General features: G+C 63.9%; 2 protein-coding genes. Both read right to left on the bottom strand.

Features of this window, described 5'->3' with window-relative positions; translation table 11 throughout:
• Positions 1-785: xanthine dehydrogenase family protein subunit M (locus tag RBB49_RS28330; RefSeq protein ID WP_306146329.1), on the bottom strand; the 785-nt coding region annotated here is incomplete at its 3' end.
• Between the two features lie 76 nt (positions 786-861).
• Positions 862-3,102: xanthine dehydrogenase family protein molybdopterin-binding subunit (locus RBB49_RS28325; protein ID WP_306146328.1), on the bottom strand; the 2,241-nt coding region annotated here is incomplete at its 5' end.

The raw sequence follows: 3,102 nt of genomic DNA, 5'->3' as shown, positions 1-3,102 counted from the left end.
ACGGCTCGTTTTGCCATGACGGTGACGAGGTTTGCGCGGTAGGCGGCGGAGCCGTGCAGGTCGTGCAGCATGGAGCCTGCATCCACCTTGATGCCGGCGACCGCGTCCGGCGACCAGTTCGCCGCCAGCGCCGCTTCCATGCCGTCGACCCGGAAGACGCCGTAATGGCCTGCCCCGGTCACAGCCACCCGGACAGACCCGTCCTGGTGTTTGGCCACGTAGACCCCTGCCATCGCATAGCGCGAAGCCGGGTTCGGGTACTTGGCATAGGCCCCCTTCTCGATCAGCGGGAACGTCACCGACACCACGATCTCGTCCTCGTCCAGCGCCGTGTCGAACATGCCCACGAAGAAGTCTTCGGCGGAAAGCGAGCGCTTGCTCGTCACCACAGTCGCCCCCAGCGCCACCAGCGCCGCCGGATAGTCCGCCGCCGGATCGTTGTTGGCGATCGAGCCACCGATCGTGCCCATGTGACGCACCGCCGGATCGCCGATGCCGCCCGCAAGACCGGCAAGGCTCGGAAGTTTCGACCGCACAAGATCAGATGCGGCAACCTCCGCATGCGTCGTCGCAGCCCCGATCGACAGGCTGCCATCGCCCTCGCAGATGCCGTTCATATCCGCAATCTTCGTCACATCAACAAGATCGCTCGGCGACGCAAGACGCTGCTTCATCGTCGGAAGAAGCGTCTGCCCGCCTCCAAGAACCTTGCCGTCCTCGGCCTTCGACATCAGATCCGACGCCTCCGCAACAGAACCGGCGCGGTGATAGGTTGTTTCATACATGACGGGTCTCCCCAAAATCTCTCTGTCAGATGACCGGGCAGGCAAAGCCTGCCCGAAGAACGTTCCTCTTCAAACCTTATTCGGCGGCCTGCTTCAGCTGCGACTGGCACAGCTGCCACACCTTCTCAGGCGTTGCAGGCATCGTCAGATCGTTCGACCCGATCGCATCCGTGATCGCGTTGATCACCGCAGGCGGAGACCCGATCGCACCGGCCTCGCCGCACCCCTTCATGCCAAGCGGATTGCCCGGGCACAGCGTCTCGTGCGTCGACAGGCTGAACGAGGGAACATCGTCCGCCCGCGGCATCGTGTAGTCCATGTAGGACGCCGTCAGAAGCTGACCGCTCTCGTCATAGGCCGCGTTCTCAAGAAGCGCCTGCCCGATCCCCTGAACAAGACCGCCGTGAACCTGGCCTTCCACGATCATCGGGTTGATCACCTTGCCGAAGTCGTCCGCGGCAACAAAGCTCACGATCTCCGTCTTGCCCGTCTCCGGGTCGATCTCCACCTCGCACACATAGGTGCCGGCAGGGAACGTGAAGTTGGACGGGTCGTAGAACGCCCCCTCCTTCAGACCCGGCTCCATGCCTTCGGGAAGATTGTGCGCCGTATAGGCCGCAAGCGCCACTTCCGTGAACGACAGCTTCTTGTCCGTCCCCGCGACCTTCAGCTCTCCGCCCTCGATCTGGATGTCGCCTTCAGAGGCTTCCATCAGATGCGCCGCGATCTTCTTCGCCTTCTCCTCGACCTTGTCCAGCGCCTTCACGATCGCAGACATGCCAACAGCACCGGACCGCGACCCGTAGGTTCCCATCCCGAACTGCACCTTGTCCGTATCCCCGTGAACGATCGACACCGCATCGCTGTCCAGACCGAACCGCTCGCAGATCAGCTGCGCGAACGTCGTCTCGTGACCCTGGCCATGGCTGTGAGAGCCCGTCAGAACCTCGACCGTCCCGACCGGGTTCACCCGAACCTCCGCCGATTCCCAGAGACCGACACCGGCCCCCAGCGATCCAACCGCCGCGGACGGCGCGATCCCGCACGCCTCGATGTAGCAGGAAAGACCGATCCCCCGAAGCTTGCCCCGCGAGGCCGCCTCAGCCTTGCGCGCCGCAAAGCCCGCATAGTCGGCCGCTGACAGCGCCGCATCCAGCGTCGCGTCATAGTCGCCCGCGTCGTAGCACATGATCACAGGCGTCTGGTGCGGGAACTCCCGAACGAAGTTCTTGCGCCGGAAGTCCGCAGGCGAAAGACCCACCTCCCGCGCAGCCGTCTCCATGATCCGCTCAAGAAGATAGGTCGCCTCAGGACGCCCCGCGCCCCGATAGGCATCCACCGCCGTCGTGTGGGTATAGACCGTCTTCACATTCGCGTGGATCGCCGGAATGTTGTACTGGCCCGACAACAGCGTTGCATAAAGATAGGTCGGAACAGCCGACGAGAACAAAGACATATACGCGCCAAGATTGGCGATCGTCTTCACACGCAGGCCGACAATCCGGTTGTCAGCATCAAGCGCTAGCTCCGCCTCCGACACGTGGTCGCGCCCGTGCGCATCCGTCAGGAACGCTTCCGTCCGGTCCGACACCCACTTCACCGGCCGGCCCACACGCTTGGACGCCCAAAGGCACACCATCTCTTCCGGGTAGATATAGATCTTCGACCCGAAGCCGCCGCCCACATCCGGTGCGATCACACGCAGCTTGTGCTCAGGTGCCACATTGTAGAACGCGGACAGAACAAGACGCGCAACATGCGGGTTCTGCGAGGTCGTATAGAGCGTGTGATGCTCTTCCGCATCGTCGTAGCTGGCAAGCGCTGCCCGCGGCTCCATCGGGTTCGGCACAAGACGGTTGTTGCGGATCTCCATCTTCGTCACATGCGCCGCGCCCGCAAACGCCGCATCAACCGCAGCCGCATCCCCGATCTCCCAGTCGTAGATCAGGTTGCCTTCCGCTTCCGGGTGCACCTGCGGCGCCCCCGGCGCGAGCGCGGCAACCGGATCGACAACCGCCGGAAGCTCCTCATAATCGACAACAACCGCATCCGCCGCATCGCGCGCCTGCGCCGCCGTGTCGGCAACAACAACCGCGACCGCCTGGCCGACATGGCGCACCACCTCAGGCTCAAGCGCCCGCCAGCCGCCCATCTTCATCGGCGTGCCGTCCTTGGAATGGATCATCCAGCCGCAGATCAGGTTGCCGATCCCGTCCCCGACAAGCTGGTCCCCCGTCAGAACCGCGTCCACACCCGGCATCGCAAGCGCCGCGCTCGCATCAATCCCCGTCACCTTCGCATGCGCATGCGGAGACCG

Source organism: Roseibium sp. MMSF_3412 (assembly GCF_030733265.1).
GTDB lineage: Bacteria > Pseudomonadota > Alphaproteobacteria > Rhizobiales > Stappiaceae > Roseibium.
This window is presented reverse-complemented; position numbering and strand designations above follow the sequence as displayed.